General features: G+C 61.2%; 20 protein-coding genes. 14 read left to right on the plus strand and 6 right to left on the minus strand.

Going from position 1 to position 21,450, the window contains the following annotated elements; all coding sequences use genetic code 11:
* Window positions 1–36 precede the first annotated feature (36 nt).
* The 4 genes from ACF8RA_RS18175 to ACF8RA_RS18190 all read left to right on the plus strand — a co-directional run bounded on the left by ACF8RA_RS18175 (window position 37) and on the right by ACF8RA_RS18190 (window position 5,906).
* On the plus strand, window positions 37–2,031 hold the full coding sequence (locus ACF8RA_RS18175) for a M3 family metallopeptidase (RefSeq protein ID WP_176682996.1): 1,995 nt from the start codon (window positions 37–39) through the stop codon (window positions 2,029–2,031).
* Window positions 2,032–2,101: 70 nt separating this feature from the next.
* Complete coding sequence (locus ACF8RA_RS18180) at window positions 2,102–3,160, plus strand: PA0069 family radical SAM protein (protein ID WP_176682997.1); 1,059 nt, start codon at window positions 2,102–2,104, stop codon at window positions 3,158–3,160.
* A gap of 302 nt (window positions 3,161–3,462) precedes the next feature.
* Complete coding sequence (locus ACF8RA_RS18185) at window positions 3,463–4,182, plus strand: carbonic anhydrase (RefSeq protein WP_003253046.1); 720 nt, start codon at window positions 3,463–3,465, stop codon at window positions 4,180–4,182.
* 191 nt (window positions 4,183–4,373) lie between these two features.
* Complete coding sequence (locus ACF8RA_RS18190) at window positions 4,374–5,906, plus strand: SulP family inorganic anion transporter (protein ID WP_392460493.1); 1,533 nt, start codon at window positions 4,374–4,376, stop codon at window positions 5,904–5,906.
* Window positions 5,907–6,187: 281 nt separating this feature from the next.
* Here the strand turns inward: ACF8RA_RS18190 and ACF8RA_RS18195 are convergent, their stop codons facing one another.
* Window positions 6,188–6,829 (minus strand): hypothetical protein, encoded by a 642-nt coding sequence (locus ACF8RA_RS18195; protein WP_176682999.1) that lies wholly within the window; start codon window positions 6,827–6,829, stop codon window positions 6,188–6,190.
* Between the two features lie 369 nt (window positions 6,830–7,198).
* On the opposite strand from ACF8RA_RS18195, the gene coxB reads away from it, so the two are divergent.
* From coxB to ACF8RA_RS18215, 4 genes are read left to right on the plus strand one after another with little or no spacing between them, the layout of a single operon-like run.
* Window positions 7,199–8,326, plus strand: coding sequence for a cytochrome c oxidase subunit II (coxB, locus tag ACF8RA_RS18200; RefSeq protein WP_176683000.1), 1,128 nt, complete (start codon window positions 7,199–7,201; stop codon window positions 8,324–8,326).
* 43 nt (window positions 8,327–8,369) lie between these two features.
* Window positions 8,370–9,959, plus strand: a complete 1,590-nt coding sequence (ctaD, locus tag ACF8RA_RS18205) for a cytochrome c oxidase subunit I (protein ID WP_014589242.1) — start codon at window positions 8,370–8,372, stop codon at window positions 9,957–9,959.
* A gap of 9 nt (window positions 9,960–9,968) precedes the next feature.
* Complete coding sequence (locus tag ACF8RA_RS18210; protein ID WP_176683001.1) at window positions 9,969–10,535, plus strand: cytochrome c oxidase assembly protein; 567 nt, start codon at window positions 9,969–9,971, stop codon at window positions 10,533–10,535.
* A 16-nt stretch (window positions 10,536–10,551) separates the two neighbouring features.
* Window positions 10,552–11,439 (plus strand): cytochrome c oxidase subunit 3, encoded by an 888-nt coding sequence (locus ACF8RA_RS18215; RefSeq protein ID WP_176683002.1) that lies wholly within the window; start codon window positions 10,552–10,554, stop codon window positions 11,437–11,439.
* 32 nt (window positions 11,440–11,471) lie between these two features.
* Here ACF8RA_RS18215 and ACF8RA_RS18220 read toward each other — a convergent pair whose 3' ends face one another.
* Complete coding sequence (locus tag ACF8RA_RS18220; protein ID WP_176683003.1) at window positions 11,472–11,675, minus strand: twin transmembrane helix small protein; 204 nt, start codon at window positions 11,673–11,675, stop codon at window positions 11,472–11,474.
* A gap of 51 nt (window positions 11,676–11,726) precedes the next feature.
* Here ACF8RA_RS18220 and ACF8RA_RS18225 point away from each other — a divergent pair, with 51 nt between their 5' ends.
* From ACF8RA_RS18225 to ACF8RA_RS18245, 5 genes are read left to right on the plus strand one after another with little or no spacing between them, the layout of a single operon-like run.
* Window positions 11,727–12,464: an SURF1 family protein gene (locus ACF8RA_RS18225; RefSeq protein WP_209969946.1), complete on the plus strand. Its 738-nt coding sequence runs from the start codon at window positions 11,727–11,729 to the stop codon at window positions 12,462–12,464.
* A complete protein-coding gene (locus ACF8RA_RS18230) occupies window positions 12,433–13,014 on the plus strand; it encodes a hypothetical protein (protein WP_020191167.1) in 582 nt (193 codons plus the stop codon). Before ACF8RA_RS18225 ends, ACF8RA_RS18230 begins: the two co-directional genes overlap by 32 nt.
* A 9-nt stretch (window positions 13,015–13,023) precedes the next feature.
* Complete coding sequence (locus ACF8RA_RS18235) at window positions 13,024–14,103, plus strand: heme A synthase (RefSeq protein WP_392519407.1); 1,080 nt, start codon at window positions 13,024–13,026, stop codon at window positions 14,101–14,103.
* Window positions 14,088–14,981: a heme o synthase gene (gene cyoE, locus ACF8RA_RS18240; protein WP_392519408.1), complete on the plus strand. Its 894-nt coding sequence runs from the start codon at window positions 14,088–14,090 to the stop codon at window positions 14,979–14,981. Before ACF8RA_RS18235 ends, cyoE begins: the two co-directional genes overlap by 16 nt.
* Window positions 14,978–15,610, plus strand: coding sequence for an SCO family protein (locus ACF8RA_RS18245; RefSeq protein ID WP_021784590.1), 633 nt, complete (start codon window positions 14,978–14,980; stop codon window positions 15,608–15,610). The genes cyoE and ACF8RA_RS18245 overlap by 4 nt, the downstream gene beginning before the upstream one ends.
* Before the next feature lie 93 nt (window positions 15,611–15,703).
* Here ACF8RA_RS18245 and ACF8RA_RS18250 read toward each other — a convergent pair whose 3' ends face one another.
* The 3 genes from ACF8RA_RS18250 to ACF8RA_RS18260 form a co-directional block, all read right to left on the minus strand.
* Window positions 15,704–16,474 carry a MetQ/NlpA family ABC transporter substrate-binding protein gene (locus tag ACF8RA_RS18250; protein WP_010951512.1) on the minus strand — a complete coding sequence of 257 codons (771 nt, stop codon included), beginning with the start codon at window positions 16,472–16,474 and terminating at the stop codon, window positions 15,704–15,706.
* Window positions 16,475–16,538: 64 nt separating this feature from the next.
* Window positions 16,539–17,210, minus strand: a complete 672-nt coding sequence (locus ACF8RA_RS18255) for a methionine ABC transporter permease (RefSeq protein ID WP_021784592.1) — start codon at window positions 17,208–17,210, stop codon at window positions 16,539–16,541.
* Window positions 17,210–18,217 carry a methionine ABC transporter ATP-binding protein gene (locus tag ACF8RA_RS18260; RefSeq protein ID WP_176683007.1) on the minus strand — a complete coding sequence of 336 codons (1,008 nt, stop codon included), beginning with the start codon at window positions 18,215–18,217 and terminating at the stop codon, window positions 17,210–17,212. The genes ACF8RA_RS18255 and ACF8RA_RS18260 overlap by 1 nt, the downstream gene beginning before the upstream one ends.
* Window positions 18,218–18,441: 224 nt before the next feature.
* Between ACF8RA_RS18260 and katE the strand changes: the two genes are divergently transcribed.
* Window positions 18,442–20,577, plus strand: a complete 2,136-nt coding sequence (gene katE / locus ACF8RA_RS18265; RefSeq protein ID WP_176683008.1) for a catalase HPII — start codon at window positions 18,442–18,444, stop codon at window positions 20,575–20,577.
* A 60-nt stretch (window positions 20,578–20,637) separates the two neighbouring features.
* Here katE and ACF8RA_RS18270 read toward each other — a convergent pair whose 3' ends face one another.
* Window positions 20,638–21,345 carry a PA5502 family lipoprotein gene (locus ACF8RA_RS18270; RefSeq protein ID WP_176683009.1) on the minus strand — a complete coding sequence of 236 codons (708 nt, stop codon included), beginning with the start codon at window positions 21,343–21,345 and terminating at the stop codon, window positions 20,638–20,640.
* Window positions 21,346–21,450: the final 105 nt, after the last annotated feature.

Consider the following 21,450-nt stretch of genomic DNA (forward strand, 5'->3'; position numbering starts at 1 on the left):
GCTCTCTTGCTCATTTCTATCAGCAAGGTGTGCGTCATGGCCAACCCTCTTCTGCAAGATAGCCATATCCCCGTCGATTACTCCTCCATCACCCTCGAAAACATGCAGGCGGCATTCGCTCACGTGCTGCAGGCACACGAGAACGGTGTCGAACGCATCATCCGTGATCAACGAACCATGCCCACCTGGGATGACGTGGTGCTGGCGGTGGATGGGCTGGATAGCCGACTGCTGGCAGTGTTGTATGCCGCCTCACCACTGGTCGGCCGGGATACGGCCTGGGCCAACGCCATCATCGATTTCTACGGCAGAGTGACGGCACGCTTCGAGCAGAAATTCGCCAACACTGGCTTGCATGAGCTTTATGAACGCTTGGCCGGCAGTGACATCGGCAAACAACTGGATACCGGAAAGCGCGCCACCTTGCGTTGGCACCTGGACAAGTTCGCCGCTGGCGGTGCGTTACTCGACTCCACAGGCAAAGCGCGTCTGGCAAACCTTCAGGAGCAGATTGGCACTGTACGCGAGGCGTTCCGCGGCAACATCAACAGGCCTGGGTTCACTGTCACCGATGAAGCCGAGCTGAGCGGCCTCCCGCAGCGCGTACGCGACGAATTGGCTGCAGGAGCGCAACAAGCAGGTAAGCAGGGGTGGCTGATTGCCTGTGACACGCTGACTACTCGAGAGGTGCTCAAACATGCTGCCAACCGCCAGCTCCGTGAGCGTGTGTACCGGGCTTTCCACGCCCGCGGCATCAGCCATGATCCGCAACAGGACAACGGCACGTATCTGCAGCAACTGGCGCAGTTGCTTGAGGCGAAGGCTCTCCTGCTCGGTTATTCCGGCCATCTGGAGCAGAGTCTGCAGGTGAAGAGTGCGGGCTCGGTAGCCCAGGTATGCGGCTTTCTTCACGATCTGGCCGATCATGTGCGACCCGCCATGTTGCGGTGGCGTTCGCAGGTGGAGCGCGGGGCTACCGAGCAGGGCCTGGGCAAACCTCAACCCTGGGATTTCGAGTACCTGCGGCGTGCTTCGCGCAGTGAGTGTCCTGCCGAAGCGCTGCGCGATTACTTCCCGCTGAATACCGTTGTCAGTGCGTTACAGCAATTGGCGCGGAAGTTGTTTGGTGCAGTGCTGCAGCCCAAAGCGCTGCCTGCTTGGGATGACAGCGTGCAGCCATTCGAGGTGTGGCAGGACAGCGCTTTCATTGGCTTTCTGTATCTGGATGCCGTGCAACACGCAGGCAAGCAGCCAGACGCGGTGTTCACCACTTACGTAAGGAATCGCCGGGTCGATGCAGAGGGTATCTACCAGGCAGCCTCGGTGGTGGTGTTCAGTGATGTACCGCAAGCGCTGTCAGGTTTTCAGCCGTTGCTCGACCATTTGTCACTGCGCAAGCTTTTCCATGAATTCGGCCATGCCCTGCACCACCTGCTGGTGCGTACGACGAACCACGTCATGTCCAACGTGACCGAGTTGGGCACCGATGGTGTGGAGTTGTTCGGCAAGCTGTTCGAGCGTTGGGTCTGGGATGCAGACTATCTGGTGGCGATCTCGGCGCGCACGCAGGACGGCCGCCAACTATCCCGCAAGCAAGCCGATGGGTGCCTGCAGCAGTTACGACAGCAGGGCGTGGAGGAGATCGCGAGTGATCTGTGCCTGGCGTTGTTCGACATGGACCTGCATGGCACACCAAACGATGGCAGGTCCTTGGAACAGCGACTGGGTGATGCCCGCGAGCGTTGTGGTTACTGGCCGCTCGCTGATTTCGAACATCCGGCGCATGCCTTCGACCACCTTGTAAACGGCTACGATGCTGGTTACTACGCCTACCTGTGGTCGGATGTGCATGCCTTCGATGTGTTCACCCGCTTCGAAGCCGAGGGCCTGTTGAACGGAGTCACGGGCCGGGCACTGCAGGAAGCACTGTTCGTCCCAGGGGCATCCCGCCCGTTACGTGAAGGCATCGAGGCATTTCTAGGGCGGCAATCGAGCCAGGCAGCGTACCTCAATTGGCATGGCCTGAATTAGCCAGACCAGAGGTGCTGGAAAGATCCTGGGATGCGTTGTACTGTATATGAATACAGTATTCGGGTGAGCCATGATTCCTCCAGCACCGCAAAAGGGCCGTGGCACGGCACACAACCCACACAACCGCTTTGCCCCTGGTCATTCGGTGGCGGAAGATGACGGCTGGTACCAGGAAGTGCCGCAAACCCAGGGCACCGAGGTGCGGACCGAGACGGCCAAGTCGGTGATCAGCCGCAACACCTCGCCCGACCTGCCCTTCGATCGCTCCATCAACCCTTACCGTGGCTGTGAGCATGGCTGCATCTACTGCTATGCCCGCCCCTCACACGCCTACTGGGACCTTTCTCCCGGCCTGGATTTCGAGACCAAACTGATTGCCAAGACCAACGCCGCCGAGGTGCTGGCACAGCAATTGAGCAAACCGGGCTACGTGTGCGCGCCGATCAATCTCGGCTCCAACACCGACCCCTACCAGCCGATCGAGCGGGAACAGTTATTGACCCGGCGCTTGCTTGAAGTGTTACTGCGTTTCCGTCACCCGGTGACCATTGTCACCAAGGGTTCACTGGTGCTGCGCGACCTCGACCTGCTGGCCGAGATGGCCCGCCAGCGCCTGGCACGGGTGATGATCAGCCTGACTACGCTGGACGATGGTCTCAAACGGGTGCTCGAACCCCGAGCGGCTTCACCCGGTGCAAGGTTGAGGGCCATCCGGGTATTGCGTGAAGCGGGCGTACCGGTGGGCGTTTTGTGTTCGCCGATGATTCCGATGATCAACGACAGTGAGCTGGAGCGCCTGCTGGAGGCGGCCAGGGAGGCTGGCGCACAGAGTGCGGCCTACATGATGCTGCGCTTGCCGCGCGAGGTGGCGCCGTTGTTCGAGCAATGGTTGCAGGACCATTACCCGCAGCGGGCGGCGCATGTTCTGAGCCTGATCCGCCAGAGCCGCGGCGGCGAGCTGTACGACAGCCGGTTTGGCGTGCGCATGCGTGGTGAAGGGGTGTTTGCCGAGTTACTGGCGCAGCGCTTTGCCAAGGCAATGAAGCGGCTGGACTTCGAAGGGCGCGAGGCGCAGGCGCTGGATTGCTCGGCGTTTTGCCCGCCGGGTGGGCAGATGGCGCTGTTCTGACATGAACCCGCCCCCACAGGGGCTGCGCATTGCTCACAACGCAACTAATAACAACCAATAATTGTGCTAATACATATTGGCAACTGATGTTTTTTTGCTATTATCCAACTCCCGCCTTTTTCTCTGGAACGCCCGTTCTAGAGCCTTCTAATTAAGTTTCAGTTAAGTTTTCCCCGCTAGCGTAGGTAATAAGTCCACACCGACTGTGATCTATGGCCCGTGCGTGTCATCTAAAACCCTGCATAGCCTGAATCTTTCACCGGTAAAATGGATTTACCTACACACCGTCAAGAGGATGAATCATGCCCGTCAAGGACCCATCCAAGGTCGTACCGCAGGTCCCCGCGGAAAGCGCCGATGCTGCCCTTAAGCACATCGTCGACGGCTTCCTGCGCTTTCACCATGATGTTTTCCCGGATCAGCAAGAGCTGTTCAAGAAGCTCGCCACCGCGCAAACACCACGCGCCATGTTCATCACCTGTGCCGATTCGCGCATCGTTCCCGAGCTGATCACCCAGAGCTCGCCAGGCGACCTGTTCGTAACCCGTAACGTGGGTAACGTGGTACCGCCTTATGGCCAGATGAACGGGGGTGTTTCCAGCGCCATCGAGTACGCCGTGATGGCGCTTAAAGTGCACCACATCATCATCTGTGGCCACTCCGACTGTGGCGCCATGCGTGCGGTACTCAACCCGCAGTCGCTGACCAAGATGCCTACCGTTGGCGCCTGGTTGCGCCACGCTGAAGTGGCCCGCACCGTGGTCGAGAACAACTGCTCCTGCGGCAGCGAACACGAGACGATGCAAGTGCTGACCAAAGAAAACGTCATCGCCCAGTTGCATCACTTGCGCACCCATCCTTCGGTGGCTTCGCGCCTGGCGGCCGGTGAGCTGTTCATTCATGGTTGGGTGTACGACATCGAGACCAGCAAGATCGAAGCCTATGACGCTGCCAGCGACAGCTTCCTGCCCTTGGCCGCGGGTGAACCCGTGCCCTGCGCCACTCCGAGAGGCCGCTACTAAGCGACCCGTCCGCCGCTAGAACCTTGATAGCCGGCTGCACCCTGTGGGGTGTGGCGCGGCCTTCGGCTGCCTTGAATTCCCTGACTGCCCTGCCGGCAAGCCCGCTGGCGGCCTGCGCTTGCGCGCTCTTCAGGGGCAAATGTGCCCACGGCCAGGGGAATGGCCGTGTGTTTAGAGAAAGGAGAAACACGGTGAACATTACACAGTTGAAAGCGGCCCTGCCGCGTGAGTTGCTGGCGTCGGTGGTGGTCTTCCTGGTGGCCCTGCCGTTGTGCATGGGCATTGCGATCGCCTCGGGCATGCCTCCGGCGAAAGGCCTGATTACCGGAATTATCGGCGGCATTGTCGTGGGTTTCCTTGCCGGCTCGCCGCTGCAGGTGAGCGGTCCGGCCGCTGGTCTGGCGGTATTGGTGTTCGAGCTGGTGCGCCAACATGGTATGGCCATGCTTGGGCCGATCCTGCTGTTGGCCGGCCTGCTGCAGTTACTGGCCGGGCGTCTGCGTCTGGGCTGCTGGTTCCGCGTCACTGCGCCGGCGGTGGTGTACGGCATGCTGGCGGGGATTGGCGTGTTGATCGTGCTGTCTCAGGTACATGTGATGTTCGACACCGCGCCGCAACCGTCAGGTCTGCAGAACCTGCTGGCGTTCCCGGCAACCGTGGCGGCAGCCCTGCCACAGGAAAGCGTTGGCTCAGGCTGGATGGCCGGTGCGCTGGGCTTGGGGACCATCGCCATCATGTGGGGCTGGGAGCGCCTTCGGCCGCAGCGGCTGCGCTTCGTGCCGGGTGCCCTGCTCGGCGTCGCAAGCATGACCGCCATCAGCATGTGGCTGGTCCTGCCGGTGAACCGCGTGCAAGTGCCGGCAGACCTGACCGAGGCCATTGACTGGATTCGCCCGGGTGACCTGATGCAACTGGCTGACCCTGCTCTGCTGGTCGCTGCCTTTGCCCTCGCTTTCATCGCCAGTGCCGAAACCCTGCTGTCGGCTGCAGCGGTCGATCGCATGCACAGTGGTCAGCGCTCGGATTTTGACCGCGAGCTTTCAGCCCAAGGCATTGGCAACATGCTTTGCGGGGTGCTGGGTGCTTTGCCGATGACCGGGGTGATCGTGCGCAGCTCGGCCAACGTCCAGGCGGGGGCGCAAACCCGGGCCTCGGCAATCTTCCATGGCTTGTGGTTGCTGGCCTTCGTGGTAGCGCTGAGCAGCGTGCTGCAGCAAATCCCGGTGGCGAGCCTGGCGGGGGTGCTGGTGTTTACCGGGGTCAAACTGGTCGACTTCAAGGCGTTTCGCGGGCTGGGCCGTTATGGGCGCATGCCGATGTTCACCTATGCGGCGACTGCGCTGGCGATCATCTTTACCGACCTGCTGACCGGTGTACTGCTGGGCTTTGCCCTGACCTTGCTGAAGCTGGCGTTCAAGGCGGCGCGGTTGAAGATAAACCTGGTGAGCCTGGCCAAGGATGGGCATATGGAACTGCGCCTCAGTGGCGCGGCGACCTTCCTGAAGGTGCCGGCGCTGACCCAGGTGCTGGATACCGTACCGGTGGGCACCACGCTGCATGTGCCACTGGGGAACCTGAGTTATATCGACCACTCGTGCCTTGAATTGCTGGAGGACTGGAGCCGCAGCAATTCTGCCAATGGTTCGCGCTTGTTGATCGAGCAGCGGCGCCTTAAGCGGCGGATCGAGGGGCGGTTGCGGACTACGGCGGGGGTTGGGGCGTAGGAGCGGGTTTACCCGCGAATACGGTAGCGGCGGCAACGGTGAACGGCGGGTTGAGATTGGCCAGCAGGGCCGGCCCTTTCGCGGGTGAACCCGCTCCTACGACGGCCTGTGGCGAACCACCGATGCGTGTGTAGGGGCGGGTTTACCCGCGAATACGGTAGTGGCGGCAACGGTGATCGGTGGGTGGAGATTGGCCAGCAGGGCCGGCCCTTTCGCGGGTGAACCCGCTCCTACGACGGCCTGCGCCGAACCACCGATGCACCTACGCCGTGACAGGTATATCAGGCCGGCTGACCCAGCTCGACACCCAGTTGGCGCGACAGGCACGGCCAGCGCTTCCACGCTGCGCCAGTTGCCGGGCTGCTCAGCTTCTCTCGATAGGCCTCCACCGATTCAACCGCAAAGCTCTCGTCATTGAGCATTTCGTCGACCGAGTGGTGCACCACTTCATCCAGCTGGTTGGCAAAGCTTTCGCCAATCAACTGGTGGGCAATCAGGTTGGCGACAGTGGTATCGACCGGGATCAACGGCTGCTGGAAGTGGCGAATGTACAAGTCATTCACCTCTTCCACCAGGCGGTGCGCCAGGTAGGCTTCATCCAGAAGGCAGTCCAGGCCTACATGCCCTTGCATCAAGCTGGGCGGCTGCAGGAAGTAGGCTTCGGCAATTTTCAGTACAGGTTTGATCTGCGATTCGATCCCGGCTTCGCGGGCGACCTCGTGGGCGGCCTCCAGCAATTCCGGAACCTGGTCGATGTAGGCGCTGACGAAGCGCGCCAAAGTACCCTGGGCGTCCTGCTCAGGCAGTCGGATCGAGGGGTGCAGGTGGGGCAGTTGCAGCTCGAGACGCTGTTTCAATTGGCCGGTCTGGCCTTCATGTTGATGGGCTTGGCTTACCTGCTCGCGTACAGCAGCGATGTTCATGACAACTCCAGGGACATTACGTTTCAAACGGAAGACACTAAATTAGCTCGGTATACAGAATACCTAAGACGTATTTGTTATAAGCCACGCAAACGTGTGCGCTATCAGGCATATGGCTCTGCCATTATTACGCCATGCCCTATCAAGCACGCGGTTTTCAGGCCATTCAGCCATTTCATGAAGTTCATTTCACAGGCTTCATTGCGTGCCATTGGTCGCTGTCTATACTCCCGTTGAACGTGATTCGTTGATGAGGCCCGACTGCTTTTAGCAGGGGCTCGGTCGTCGAAGCCATGCAGTCTTGACCGCCGTTCCCTCTTGCCGCAGGCCACGCCTCCGGGACAACAAGAATTAGAAGGGGAACCCGCAATGATGCGACATCCACATGTCTGGATGGGCCTCCTGTTGTGGTCGGTTTATGGCCAGGCGAACGCCGCCTGGACCGTGAACATGCACCCAGGGGCGACGGAGGTCTCCAACGCCGTCTTCGACCTGCACATGACCATCTTCTGGATCTGCGTGATCATCGGCATCGTGGTGTTTGGCGCGATGTTCTGGTCCATGGTCATCCACCGCCGCTCCACTGGCCAGCAGGCCGCGCATTTCCATGAGCACACGTGGGTGGAAATTCTCTGGACGGTGGTGCCCTTCCTGATTCTGGTGGTGATGGCCATTCCGGCTACCAAGACCTTGATCGACATCTATGACGCCAGCGAGTCAGACATCGACGTCCAGGTCACCGGCTACCAGTGGAAATGGCACTACAAATACCTGGGCCAGGACGTGGAGTTCTTCAGCAACCTGGCCACCCCCACCGACCAGATTCACAACAAGGCGCCCAAGGATGAGCATTACCTGCTGGAAGTCGACCAGCCGCTGGTGCTGCCGGTGGGGGCCAAGGTGCGTTTCCTGGTGACCGCCGCCGATGTCATCCACTCCTGGTGGGTGCCGGCCTTCGCGGTCAAACGCGACGCCATCCCAGGCTTTGTCAACGAAGCCTGGACCCGTATCGAAAAGCCAGGCATCTACCGCGGCCAGTGCACCGAACTGTGCGGCAAGGACCACGGCTTCATGCCGGTGGTGGTCGAGGTCAAGTCCAAGGCCGACTACGACACCTGGCTGGGCGAGCGCAAGGCTGAAGCCGCCAAGCTCAAGGAGCTGACCAGCAAGGAATGGACCCTGGAAGAGCTGGTGGCGCGAGGCGACAAGGTCTACCACACCGCCTGCGTGGCCTGTCACCAGGCCGAAGGCCAGGGCCTGCCACCGATGTTCCCGGCGCTCAAGGGCTCGAAGATTGCCACCGGGCCGAAGGAAGACCACCTGAGCATTGTCTTCCATGGCAAGCCCGGCACGGCCATGGCCGCTTTCGGCAAGCAGCTGTCGGAAGTCGACATCGCTGCTGTGGTCACCTACGAGCGCAATGCCTGGGGCAACAACAAAGGCGACATGGTCACGCCGAAGGACGTGCTGGCGCTGAAGCAGGCAGAAGCCAAGTGAACCGGGTTACTCGCGGCAATCAATGGATTGCAGGAGACAGGACATGAGTGCAGTGATCGACGACCACGCCCACGGCCACGACCATGCGCACGGCCCGGCCAAGGGCCTGATGCGCTGGGTGCTGACCACCAACCATAAAGACATCGGCACGATGTACCTGTGGTTCAGTTTCATCATGTTCCTGCTGGGTGGCTCGTTCGCGATGGTGATCCGCGCCGAGTTGTTCCAGCCTGGCTTGCAGATCGTGGAGCCGGAGTTCTTCAACCAGATGACCACCATGCATGGCCTGATCATGGTGTTCGGTGCGGTGATGCCGGCCTTCGTCGGCCTGGCCAACTGGATGATTCCGCTGATGGTCGGCGCGCCCGACATGGCACTGCCACGGATGAACAACTTCAGCTTCTGGCTGCTGCCGGCGGCCTTCCTGCTGCTGGTATCGACCCTGTTCAGCCCGGGCGGAGGGCCGAACTTTGGCTGGACGTTCTACGCGCCGCTTTCCACCACCTATGCGCCAGCCAGCGTCACCTTCTTCATCTTCGCCATCCACCTGATGGGTATCAGTTCGATCATGGGGGCGATCAACGTGATTGCCACCATCCTCAACCTGCGTGCCCCCGGCATGACGCTGATGAAAATGCCGCTGTTCGTCTGGACCTGGTTGATTACCGCGTTCCTGCTGATTGCGGTGATGCCGGTGCTGGCCGGCGTGGTAACCATGATGCTGATGGACATCCACTTCGGTACCAGCTTTTTCAGTGCCGCAGGTGGCGGTGACCCGGTGCTGTTTCAGCATGTGTTCTGGTTCTTCGGTCACCCTGAGGTGTACATCATGATCCTGCCGGCCTTCGGCGCCGTCAGCTCGATCATCCCGGCGTTCTCGCGCAAGCCGCTGTTCGGTTATACCTCGATGGTGTATGCCACCGGCGCCATTGCCTTCCTGTCATTCATCGTCTGGGCCCACCATATGTTCGTGGTCGGTATCCCGGTGGTCGGCGAGTTGTTCTTCATGTACGCCACCATGCTGATTGCGGTGCCCACCGGGGTGAAGGTATTCAACTGGGTCAGCACCATGTGGGAAGGTTCGCTCACCTTCGAAACGCCGATGCTGTTCGCCATCGCCTTTGTCATCCTGTTCACCATCGGTGGTTTCTCCGGGCTGATGCTGGCGATCGCCCCGGCGGACTTCCAGTACCACGACACTTACTTCGTGGTGGCGCATTTCCATTACGTACTGGTACCTGGTGCAATCTTCGGCATCTTCGCCTCGGCCTACTACTGGCTGCCGAAATGGACTGGCCACATGTACGACGAAACCCTCGGCAAACTGCACTTCTGGCTGTCGTTCGTCGGCATGAACATGGCCTTCTTCCCCATGCACTTCGTAGGTTTGGCCGGCATGCCGCGGCGCATCCCCGACTACAACCTGCAGTTCGCCGATTTCAACATGGTGTCGTCGATCGGCGCGTTCATGTTCGGCGCCACGCAGATCTTCTTCCTGTTCATTGTCATCAAGTGCATCCGCGGGGGCGCGCCTGCACCGGCAAAACCCTGGGATGGCGCCGAGGGCCTTGAGTGGTCGATACCTTCGCCTGCGCCCTACCACACCTTCCAGACACCCCCGGAAGTGAAATAGGAACCCGCCATGAACGGCCTGTCGGTGAAACGCCTGGTAACGCGCCTGTTGATGCTGACGGTGGTGATGTTTGCCTTCGGCTTCGCGCTGGTGCCGATCTACGACGTGATGTGCAGAGCCTTCGGTATCAACGGCAAGACCGGCGGCCAATACGAAGGTAGCCAGGTCAGTGACCCGACCCGTGCGGTGCGGGTGCAGTTCATGTCGACCAATGCCAGCGACATGGTCTGGGACTTCTACTCCACTGCCGACCAACTGGAGGTCAACCCGGGGGCGGTGAATCAGATGATCTTCATTGCCCACAACCCGACCGACCGGCCGATGAGTGCACAGGCAATACCCAGCATTACCCCGGCCGAGGCCGCGGCCTACTTCCACAAGACCGAGTGCTTCTGCTTTACCCAGCAGGTGCTGCAGCCCGGCGAACGTATCGAGATGCCAGTGCGCTTTATCGTCGACCGCGACCTGCCGGCCAGCGTGAAGCACCTGACGCTGGCCTACACCTTGTTCGACATCACCGCTCGCCACCCGCCGGTCGCGCATGTCGCGGCCCAGGACGTCCAGGGCGCCCGTTAAGGGAAGGAGAACAGCAATGGCAAGTCATGAGCATTACTACGTTCCGGCGCAGAGCAAATGGCCGATCATCGCCACCATCGGCATGTTCATCACGGTATTCGGCCTGGGCACCTGGTTCAACGACATGAAGGCGGGCCACCCGGATTCGCACGGGCCGCTGATTTTCTTCGTGGGTGCGTTGTTTCTGGCCTACATGCTGTTCGGCTGGTTTGGGGCAGTGGTCAAGGAGAGCCGCGCCGGGTTGTACAGCCCGCAGCTGGACCGCTCGTTCCGCTGGGGCATGAGCTGGTTCATCTTCTCCGAAGTGATGTTCTTCCTGGCCTTCTTCGGTGCGCTGTTCTATGTACGCGTACTGGCGGGACCTTGGCTGGGTGGCGAAGGGGCCAAAGGTGTTGCGCACATGCTGTGGCCAACCTTCGAATTCACCTGGCCGCTGCTGCACACCCCCGACCCCAAGCTGTTCCCTCCCCCCAAGGAGGTGATCGACCCGTGGCACCTGCCGCTGATCAACACCATCCTGCTGGTCAGTTCCAGTGTGACAATCACCATTGCCCACCACGCCTTGCGCCGTGACCACCGCGGTCCGCTGAAATTCTGGATGGCGCTGACCATTGTCCTGGGCATCAGTTTTATCGCGCTGCAGGCCTTCGAGTACTACGAGGCCTATACCAAGCTGGGGCTGACACTGGGCTCAGGAATCTACGGTGCGACGTTTTTCATGCTGACCGGCTTCCACGGTGCCCACGTGACATTGGGCACGATCATTCTGATTGTGATGTTCGTGCGCATTCTGCGCGGGCATTTCAACCCGGAAAAACACTTCGGCTTCGAGGCGGCCAGTTGGTACTGGCACTTCGTCGATGTGGTGTGGGTGGGGTTGTTCATCTTTGTCTATGTGTTGTGAATACGAAAACCCTGTAGGGGCGGGTGAGAACTTCAGAAAGGGGCTTGGGAGACCAATTGACCGCTGATCAAGCCCCAGGCGACCAGACCTATGGTCAGGGCTGCCAGGGTCACCCGTACAGTCAGGGCCTTTAGCAGACGGGTCGAGTTTTCATCATCTTTGACCAGAAACACCAGGCCACTGAACAGGCTGGCAATGGTGGCCAACAGCATCAGGACAATCGCGGCCTTGAGCATGGCGTTACTCCGGGGGGATGCGGTGATGTGGATAAGTATAGCGAGGCGCCTGTGAGGCCGTTTCGCCCAGGCTGGGTACCGACGCTGGTGGTGCTTGCACTGCTGCCGGGGTTGATTGCGCTTGGTTGCTGGCAACTCGGCCGTGCCGAGGAAAAGCGCGTGCTGCTGGCCACCTATGCAGAACGGCGGATTGAAGCGCCGATCGCCGCCGCCCAGCTCCTCTCACAAGAAGACAACGCCTTCCGCCGCGTGCACCTGTATGGGCGCTTCGACGCCGAGCACAGCGTGCTGCTGGACAACCGCATGCGCGACGGTAAAGCCGGTGTCGAGCTGCTGCAGCCCTTTCACGACCAAGCCAGCGGCCTGTGGTTGCTGATAAATCGTGGCTGGCTGCCATGGATGGACCGCCGGGTGCCGGTGCACTTCGAAACCCCTGCCCAGGCCTTGGCGCTGGATACCTCTGTGTATGTCGCGCCTGGCAGCACCTTCCAGCTGCACCCGGACCCCATCGGCGGGCAATGGCCACATCTGTTGACCGCTATCGATGCAGCGCTGCTATGGCAACAGCTTGATCGTGAAGGCTTCGCCCAGGAATTGCGCCTGGAACCGGGCCCGGCGAGCTATCGCCTGGACTGGCCGGTTGTCGCCATGAGCCCCGAAAAACATGTGGGCTATGCCGTGCAGTGGTTTGCCCTGGCGACCGCTCTGGTTCTGCTCTACCTCTACTTCGGCTGGCACCAAAACAAGGAGAAACGCCATGGCCACCGCCACTCCACTGGACGCGCCTGAACGTAGCAAACCCAGAGCCCGTGGGCGTTTGCAGCTGTTGCTTATTCTGCTGGTGGTGCTTGGGCCGATGGTTCTGGCTACCAGCATGTACAAGCTCAAATTCTGGGTACCGGAAGGCCGCAGCTACCATGGCGCCATGATTGGCAATGGGGAAAGCCGTGCCGATCTCGGCGTGGCGGGGCAGGACGATCGCTGGCAGTTGCTGGTCAGCGCACCCCAGGCTTGCACCGAAGACTGTCAGCGCCTGGTGTACCTGGCTCGGCAGATTCAGGTCGGGCTGGGGCGTGATGCCAGCCGCGCCAGCCACGCGCTGGCCGCCGCCCAGCCGCTGAGTGCCGACTATCAGGCACTGCTCGGCCGCGAGTACCCGCAGTTGCAGCGCTACCCGCTGGATGCACAACGTTACCAGCAGAAGGTTGCCGAGCCCGGCCCGCAGCTGTGGATCGTCGACCCGCACGGCAACCTGGTGCTGCGCTACGACGGCAAGGTCAACGGCAAGCACGTGCTGGATGACCTGCGCCACCTGCTCAAGCTGTCCAACATCGGCTAGGAGCCTGCCATGGCCAGACCTGGATTTCGCCTTGCTGTGTTCGCCACCCTGCTGGCACTGCTGGTCGTCCTGCTCGGTGCCTATACCCGCCTGACCCACGCCGGCCTCGGTTGCCCCGACTGGCCGGGGTGCTATGGGTTTATCAGCGTGCCCAAGAGTGAAGCGCAGTTGGCCCATGCCGAGTTGCACTTTCCTGAGCACCCGGTGGAAGCTGCCAAGGGCTGGGCCGAGATGGTCCACCGCTACTTTGCCGGTAGCCTGGCCGTGGTGATCGCCCTGCTCGCTTTCCAGGCAATGCGCCGGCATGCCCGTGATGGGCAGCCTTATCGCCTGCCGATGCTGCTACTGGGTGTGGTGCTGGCCCAGGCAGCCTTCGGTATGTGGACGGTCACCCTGAAGCTATGGCCGCAGGTGGTCACGGCGCACTTGCTGGGTGGCTTTACCACGTTGAGCTTGCTGTTCCTGTTGTCTCTGCGTCTGTCCCGGGCCTTTGCGCCCTTGCCTAAACTGCCACTGAGCCTGCGCCGGATCGCTGCGCTGGCGCTGCTGGTGGTAATCGGCCAGATCGCCATGGGCGGTTGGGTCAGCGCCAACTACGCCGCCGTGGCCTGCATCGACCTGCCGACTTGCCATGGCCAGTGGTGGCCGGCGGCGGACTTCAGCAACGGCTTCCACCTGACCCAGCACGTCGGCCCCAATTACCTGGGCGGACAGCTGGACAGTGATGCGCGCACGGCCATCCACATCAGCCACAGGCTGGGCGCGCTGCTGGTGACCTGCGTGCTGCTGATGCTCAGCTGGAAGCTGCACCGCTGTGGTCTCCCCGGCCTGGCGCGGCTGGTGCTGCTGGCGCTGGCCCTGCAAGTGGGCCTGGGCATCAGCAATGTGGTGTTCCACCTGCCGCTGGCGGTGGCTGTTGCGCACAATGCCGGCGGGGCGATGCTGCTGCTGAGCATGGTGCTGGTGAACTACCGCATTCGAGTGGTCGACAAGGTTCGAGTGGGTGTCGGCCATGGCTGGCGTCTGCGGCCAGTGGTCGGGGTGGGCATTTCCCATCATATGAGGAACGACTCGTGGCGACGCTTCTAAGCGTACGGCGGGCCCGCTGGCGCGATTACCTTGAGCTGACCAAGCCCAAGGTGGTGGTGCTGATGCTGATCACCTCGCTGGCGGGCATGTTCCTGGCCACCCGGGCGGGCGTCAGCTGGAGCGTGCTGTTGTTCGGCAATCTGGGTATCGGCCTGTGCGCGGGTGGCGCGGCGGTGGTCAATCATGTGGTGGATCGGCGCATCGATGCGCTGATGGCGCGCACCCACAAACGGCCTTTGGCCCAAGGCCGAGTCGAGCCCCTGCCGGCGCTGTTGTTCGCCTTGGCCCTGGCCCTGTTGGGCATGGTCCTGCTGCTGATGTTCACCAACGCCCTCACCGCCTGGCTGACCCTGGCCTCATTACTCGGTTATGCGGTGCTCTACACTGGCTTTCTCAAGCGTGCCACGCCCCAGAACATCGTCATCGGTGGCCTGGCCGGCGCCGCTCCACCGTTGCTCGGCTGGGTGGCGGTAAGCGGTCATGTCAGCGCCGAACCCTTGCTGCTTGTGCTGATCATTTTTGCCTGGACCCCGCCGCATTTCTGGGCGCTGGCCATCCACCGCAAGGAGGAATACGCCAGGGCCGATATCCCGATGTTGCCGGTGACCCACGGCGAGTACTACACCAAGCTGCATATCCTGCTGTACACCCTGATCTTGCTGGCAGTGAGCCTGCTCCCGTATGCCATCCACATGAGTGGCCCGCTGTACCTGGCCTGTGCCCTGGCTTTGGGCCTGCGCTTCCTGCATTGGGCCTGGGTGTTGTACCGTAGCAGCCGGCCGCACGCGGCGATCGGCACCTTCAAGTACTCTATCGGCTACCTGTTCGCGCTGTTCATTGCGTTGCTTCTTGACCACTACCTGTTGCTGAACCTATGACCCGAACCCAGAAAACCGTCTTCATCCTCGTTGCCCTGGTCGCGTTGATCATGGGCCTTACCGTCAACAAGGTGCTTAATGGTCGTGACCAGCCTAACCCTGCCGAACTGATCGATGCGGGCATCATCCTGCTGCCGCAGAGCCGCGCCGTGGCCGATGTCACCATGACCAACCAGGACGGCCAGCCGGTGCAGATGGATGCCCTCAAGGGCAAATGGTCGCTGCTGTTCTTTGGCTACACCTACTGCCCGGATATCTGCCCGACCACTCTGGCCCAGCTGCGCCAGGTGAAGAGCGAGCTGCCCAAGGATGCCGTCGACCGGCTGCAGGTGGTGTTGGTGAGTGTGGACCCTAACCGCGATACGCCGAACCAGCTGAAGCAGTATCTGGGCTATTTCGACAAGGACTTTGTCGGGGTGGCGGGGTCGATCGAGGATACCCAGAAGCTGGCCAATGCCTTGAGCATTCCGTTCATCCCTGCGGATACCAGCAAGCCGGGGTATACCGTGGATCACAGCGGTAACCTGGCGATTGTCGGGCCGGATGGGCGACAGCGGGGGTTCATTCGGGCGCCGTTCAACAACCAGAAGCTGGGGGCGCAGTTGCCTGGGCTGGTCAAGCGGGATTGAGTCAGCCCCAAACGCTTCGCGGGTAAACCCGCTCCTACAACGATGTGTGTAGGGGCGGGTTTACCCGCGAAGAGTCCAGCGTGATAGTTCGGCTCAGAACGCCGGAACCACAGCGCCTTTGTACTTCTCGATGATGAACTGCTTCACCTCGGGCGAGTGCAGTGCAGCCGCCAGTTTCTTCATGTCGTCCGAGTCCTTGTTGTCCGGGCGGGCAACCAGGATGTTCACGTAAGGCGAGTCGCTGCCCTCGATGGCCAGCGCGTCTTTTTCCGGGTTCAGCTTGGCTTCCAGCGCGTAGTTGGTGTTGATCAGGGCTGCATCTACCTGGGTCAGCACACGCGGGATGGTGGCGGCTTCCAGCTCACGGAACTTCACGTTTTTCGGGTTTTCGGCAACATCCTTCACGGTCGACAGGATGTTCTTGTTGTCCTTGAGCTTGATCACACCAGCCTTGTCCAGCAGCAGCAAGGCGCGGCCGCCGTTGGTAGCGTCGTTGGGGATGACCACGGTGGCACCGGAGGACAGCTCGTCCAGCTTCTTGATCTTGGTCGAATACACGCCCAGTGGCTCGATGTGCACGCCGGCCACGCTCACCAGGCTGGTGCCCTTGGCCTTGTTGAACTCATCCAGGTAAGGCTGGTGCTGGAAGAAGTTGGCGTCCAGGCGCTTTTCGGCCACCTGCACGTTCGGCTGGATGTAGTCGGTGAATTCCTTGACCTTCAGCTCTACGCCTTCTTTCGCCAGTTGTGGTTTGACGAAGTTGAGGATCTCGGCGTGCGGCACCGGGGTGGCGGCGACGGTGAGGGTATCGGCCTGGGCCGAGAAGGCCGCGACAGCGGCAGCGACAGCAAGCAGCTTCTTCATTGATCACTCCTTGTGAGGGCCGCGACGGCCCCCGAACGGGTCGGCCAGGCCGACCCCATTGGGGTTACTTACGGGAAAAATGCACGACCAGTTTGTCGCCCACGCTCTGCAGGACTTGAACCAGTACCAGCAGCAGTACCACGGTCACTACCATCACATCGGTCTGGAAACGCTGGTAACCGAAGCGGATAGCCAGGTCGCCAAGGCCACCGGCACCCACCACACCAGCCATGGCGGTGTAAGAAACCAGGGTGATGGCGGTCACGGTAATGGCCGCGAAGATGCCCGGACGGGCCTCCGGCAGCAGCGCACTGGTGATGATCTGGCGGGTGGTGGCGCCCATCGACTGGGTGGCCTCGATGATGCCGCGGTCCACTTCACGCAGGGCGGTTTCAACCAGGCGTGCAAAGAACGGCGTGGCACCCACCACCAGCGGCGGGATGGCGCCTGCAACGCCCAGCGAGGTACCGGTGATCAGCACGGTGAACGGGATCATCACGATCAGCAAAATGATGAATGGCAGCGAGCGCAGGATGTTGACCACCAGCGACAGCAGGGCATAGACACCTTTCTGTTCGAACATCTGCTTTGGCCCGCAGAGGAACAGCAGCACACCCAGTGGCAGGCCTAGCAGCACGGTGAAGAACAGCGAGCCGAACAGCATGATCATGGTATCGACGGTGGCCAGCCAGATTTCGGCCCAGTCGACGTTGGCGAAGAAACTCAGAGCGTCCATCAACGCAGTACCTCCATATGTACGTCAGCTGCCTTGAAGCGGGCGAACGCCGCTTCCATGTCTCCGCCGATCAGGGCGAGAGTGAGCTGGCCATAGGGGACATCCTTGATGCGGTCGATACGCCCGGCGAGGATGCTGTAGTCGACACCGGTTTCGCGGGCTACGGTGCCCAGCAGCGGCGCGTAGGTGGCGTCGCCCTGGAAGGTCAGGCGTACGATACGGCCTGGAACGTGGGCAAAGTCGTCGCGCTGCTCGCCTTCGTCGACCTGCTCGTCTTCCTGGACGAAGCGCCTGGTGGTGGGGTGCTGCGGGTGCAGGAACACCTCGGCCACCGAGCCTTGCTCGACGATCTTACCGGCGTCCATCACTGCCACGCAGTCGCAGACACGGCGGATCACGTCCATCTCGTGGGTGATCAGCACGATGGTCAGCTTCAGTTCACGGTTGATCTCGGCCAGCAGTTGCAGGACTGAGGCCGTGGTTTGCGGGTCGAGGGCACTGGTGGCCTCGTCGCATAGCAGGATCTTCGGGTTGGTCGACAGGGCGCGGGCGATACCGACGCGCTGCTTCTGGCCACCGGACAGCTGTGCCGGGTACTTCTTGGCGTGGTCCGACAGGCCAACGCGAGCCAGTAGCTCGGTGACGCGCTTGTCGATTTCGCTGCGCGACAGCTCGCCGGCCAGGGCCAGCGGCAGGGCGACGTTGTCGGCGACGGTCTTGGAGGCCAGCAGGTTGAAGTGCTGGAAAATCATCCCGACCTGCTGGCGGAAGCCGCGCAACTGGCTGGCGTTGAACGCGGTGACGTCTTCGCCGTCGACGATGATCGTGCCGCCGGAGGGCTCCTCCAGGCGGTTGATCAGGCGCAGCATGGTGCTTTTGCCGGCGCCGGAATGGCCGATCAGGCCGAACACCTGGCCATCTTCGATGGTCAGGCTGGTCGGATTCAGTGCGGGGATTTCCCTACCGGCAACGCGGTAGGTTTTATGTACCTGTTGGAACTCGATCACGTAGCGAACCTTGTGGGGCGCATTGAAATTTGGGTCAGCGGTTAGCTGGGGTCGCGCATTTTAGCCTTTTCCCATAGCTGTTCTTAGCATTTATTTCGTCATGCACCAATCCATCGGGCATATCGCGACAACCGGTAATCCTGATTGAACGCTCGGCAACGCCCTCCAGTCACTACTTGCACAAGCCCTGAACGGGCACGCCTTAAGACTGAGGAGAGCCGATCATGCCCAGCAAGAAAACGGATGCGCCCAAGCACAGCGAGGCCGCCGGCACCCAGACCCCCGACCGGGCCAATACCAATGCCAAGCTGCAGAGCCTGGAGACCGACCGCAGCGATGCGACCGGGCATGCGCTGCGCACCAACCAAGGCGTGCGCATTGCTGACAACCAGAACTCCCTCAAGGCGGGTGATCGCGGGCCGTCGCTGCTTGAAGACTTCATCATGCGCGAGAAGATCACCCACTTCGACCATGAGCGTATCCCCGAGCGCATCGTGCACGCCCGCGGTACCGGGGCACACGGGTTCTTCCAGAGCTATGGCAACCACGCCGAGCTGACCAAGGCCGGCTTCCTGCAAGATCCGGAAAAGATCACCCCGGTTTTTGTCCGCTTCTCGACGGTTCAGGGCCCACGCGGTTCTGGCGATACGGTGCGAGATGTGCGTGGCTTTGCCGTCAAGTTCTATACAGATGAAGGCAATTTCGACTTGGTTGGCAACAACATGCCGGTGTTTTTCATCCAGGATGCCATCAAGTTCCCCGATTTTGTCCACGCGGTCAAGCCAGAGCCACACAACGAGATACCTACCGGTGGTTCAGCTCATGACACCTTCTGGGATTTCGTCTCGCTGGTGCCGGAGTCGGCTCATATGGTCATGTGGGCCATGTCTGACCGCGCCATCCCGCGCAGCCTTCGAATGATGGAAGGCTTTGGCGTGCATACTTTCCGCCTGATCAATGCCGAGGGCGTGGCCAGCTTCGTCAAGTTTCATTGGAAACCAAGTCAGGGCGTGCATTCCCTGCTGTGGGACGAAGCCCAGAAACTGGCGGGCAAGGACACCGACTTCCAGCGCCGTGACCTATGGGAAGCCATCGAAACCGGCGACTACCCGGAATGGGAACTGGGCGTGCAGATTGTGTCTGAGGCTGACGAACACAAATTCGACTTCGACCTGTTGGACCCGACCAAGATCATCCCCGAGGAACTGGTACCCGTCACGCCGCTGGGCAAGATGGTGCTCAACCGTAACCCGGACAATTTCTTTGCCGAAGTCGAACAGGTTGCGTTCTGTCCCGGCCATATCGTACCGGGTATCGACTTTACCAACGACCCGCTGCTGCAGGGCCGACTGTTCTCGTACACCGATACCCAGATCAGCCGCCTGGGTGGGCCGAACTTCCACCAGATACCGATCAACCGGCCGGTATCGCCGAACCACAACAACCAGCGTGATGCGCTGCACCAGCACGTCGTGCACAAGGGCCGGGCTTCCTACGAGCCCAACTCGATTGACGGCGGCTGGCCGAAGGAAACCCCGCCTGCGGCGCAAGACGGCGGCTTCGAGAGCTATCAGGAGCGTATCGATGCGCACAAGATTCGCCAGCGCAGTGAGTCGTTCGGCGATCACTTCTCGCAGGCTCGGCTGTTCTTCCAGAGCATGAGCCCGACCGAGCAACAGCACATCATCAAGGCTTACAGCTTCGAGTTGGGCAAAGTGGAGCGTGAACATATCCGTGCCCGGGAAGTGAATGAAATTCTTGCCAACATCGACTTGAAGCTGGCGGCGGCAGTTGCGGCCAACCTGGGCCTCCCTGCGCCGAAAGCGGGTACGGTGCAGGTGAAGGGTAGCCAGCTGGCGCAATCGCCTGCGTTGAGCCAGATGAACCACCCAGGTTCAGTGGGTATCAAGGGGCGCAAGATTGCCGTGCTGGTGGCCGATGGCGTGGACGCTGTCAGCGTGGACAAACTGGTAAAGGCCCTGGAAGCGCACAGTGCCCGGCCGATGCTGCTGGGGCCGACCTCGGCGCCGGTGAAGGCGGCGGATGGCAAGCAACTGCCAGTAGCGGCGTCGATGGAGGGGATGCCTTCGATCATGTTCGACGGGATTGTCGTGCCTGCGGGCAAGGCTTCTACGGATGCGCTGGCGGCTAGCGGATTGGCCAAGCATTTCTTGCTGGAGGGTTACAAGCACCTGAAGGCGCTGGTGCTGACCAAGGAATTGGTGAAATCGTTGGGGCTCAAGGAGGACAAGGGGCTGTTGCTTGGGGATGAGCAGAAGGCAGTGGATGCCTTTGTCAAAGCGGTAGAAGGTCACCGGGTGTGGGAACGGGAGGCGGCAGCTGAAGCTGTTCCTGCCTGACAAGGCCTTTTCGCGGGTAAACCTGCTCCTGATGTAGGAGCGGGTTTACCCGCGAAGCTTTTACTGCTGATGCGGGACCAGCACCACCTGTGCCGGCAGCGAGCGCTGAATCTCGTGCTTCTGCTTCAGCTCGAACCCACTGTCAATCTTGCGCACGCGCTTTTCCAGCAAAGTCTTCAGCCAAGGCGCATCCTCGGTGCGCGGCACCTGGAATACCACCTCACACTGGTAATTCACCACATCCGCGGCAATGTCGTCCAGTTGGCGGCGCAGCCCGCGGCTGTCGGTGGTCTTCAAGGCCACCACGGTGCTCGGCGCTGTCGGGTCGATGATGCGTGCCTTGGGCTTGGCTTCGGCGGCCTTCAGCGCAGCCTCGGCCTTTTCCAGCTCGGCCTTGCGGGCCTGGGTCACGGCGTCCCCGCCGGTCACTGCTGGCGCCTGCGGCATCAGTGCCCGGGCACGGGCCAGCGCAGTAGCTGCCGCGTTCACATCGCCCTTCTGCAGGACGATCTGGCTGCGTTGCAGGTAGGCTTCGGCCAATTGGCGCTGGTATTGCTCCAGGCGTGCATCATCCGGCGACTGGGCCTGCAGTGCTGCAAGCTGGTCTTCGGCGGTAGCCAGCTCGTTGCTGGCGATGTTCTGTTGCAACTGCTGCCAGGCATCTGCTTGGGCAGGTGCGGTGGCCTGGTCGACCGGCGCATTGGAGCAGGCAGCCAGGATCAGGGAAAACGCGGCAACAAGCAGATAACGGGAGGCGAACGGCTTCATTCCTGCGACTCTCTATTTGCGCAAAAAGCGAGCAAGTCTACACCCAGGTGCGCACGCTCGAAAATAGGCCTTACAGACCCTTTACCGGCCAAAGGTTGCAAGGCG

This window comes from Pseudomonas sp. FYR_5 (genome assembly GCF_043106315.1).
Taxonomy (GTDB): Bacteria; Pseudomonadota; Gammaproteobacteria; order Pseudomonadales; family Pseudomonadaceae; genus Aquipseudomonas; species Aquipseudomonas putida_Y.